The 1,226-nt window shown below is 62.2% G+C and carries 1 protein-coding gene; it reads left to right on the top strand.

From position 1 onward, the window contains the following. The first annotated feature begins 96 nt into the window (after positions 1 to 96). A complete protein-coding gene (locus tag ABZ795_RS28770) occupies positions 97 to 990 on the top strand; it encodes a UvrD-helicase domain-containing protein (protein ID WP_357532645.1) in 894 nt (297 codons plus the stop codon). Positions 991 to 1,226: the final 236 nt, after the last annotated feature.

Here is a 1,226-nt window from a genome sequence, read left to right as displayed (position 1 = left end):
CACCAACATCGCCGCCGCCAACCGACATCACGCCCGCGACAGCACCCGCCCACTGGCCCTACTCGGCATCACCTGACGACTTTGCCGGGGCCCTGGGTGATCCCTGGACACGTCACGACCACAACGTGGTTTTCGTTCCTCATCCACCAGGCGGCCCGCCCGTTCCAGAGCTGCGTCACTGGGAGGATCGATCACATCCGGTCACTGAATTTCGACGGGAGCCGGTCGAGGTTCATACGCCGGGACGATGTCCTCGCCTACTACTTCGACCGGCGCGGTGATATGTACCGCGACGGGGTAGCCGACTTCGCTTGCCGTGCCGACGACGCCTCCGCCGGGGCGGTCGTACGTCGCCTCGAGGCGATGTATGACGACATCTACATCGACGAGTTCCAGGACCTGGTGGGCTACGACCTCGACTTCGTCGACAAACTGTTCGCGTCGACCGTGAGAGTCACCGTCGTCGGCGATCCGCGCCAGCACACCTTCGCCACGAACAACGGCCCCCGGAACAAGAAGTACCGTGGCGCCGGCATCATGAACTGGATCAACCAACGGCAGCACACATGCGAACTTCAGATGCGCGCCGAGAGCTGGCGATGCCACCAGACAATCTGCGACTGGGCCGACCGGCTATACCCGGCCCTGCCACGGACCAAGTCCCGGAACCTAACTGAGACCGGCCATGACGGAGTCTTCAAGGTCGCCGAGGAGGACCTGCTCGCCTACGTCGCCAAATACTCGCCGAAGATTCTTCGTGACCGCGTCACGACATCGACGCTGGGACTACCAGCCATGAACATTGGCCTTTCCAAGGGCAGCACCTTCGATCGAGTGCTGATCTTTCCGACGCAGCCCATGCTCAAGTACCTGAGGACCGCAGACCTATCAGCCCTGCGAGCGCCAGACCGACTCTACGTAGCGGTGACCCGCGCCAGACACAGCGTTGCCTTCGTAGTCAACGGCCGCGAGGCAGACCACGTTCCATAGTTTCATCGACGCAGCGCGAGGTTGGGGGCACGATCAAATCGTTCGGTGCCAGCTTCGCCTCCGGCTCGCCGACTGCTTGGTAACCGTCCGCCGCAGCGCCTACCACCCACACAACATCGCCTGATCCATAGCGGCCGAACTGCTAGTGTCCTGCGTCAGAAATTCGCCTACAAAATCGGGCGAGTGATTCGAGGATCTCTTCGGCGGTCTTGGTCCAGACGAACGGGCGTGGATTG

The organism is Micromonospora sp. NPDC047134 (genome assembly GCF_040643455.1).
In the GTDB taxonomy this organism is placed as follows: domain Bacteria; phylum Actinomycetota; class Actinomycetes; order Mycobacteriales; family Micromonosporaceae; genus Micromonospora.
This window is presented reverse-complemented; position numbering and strand designations above follow the sequence as displayed.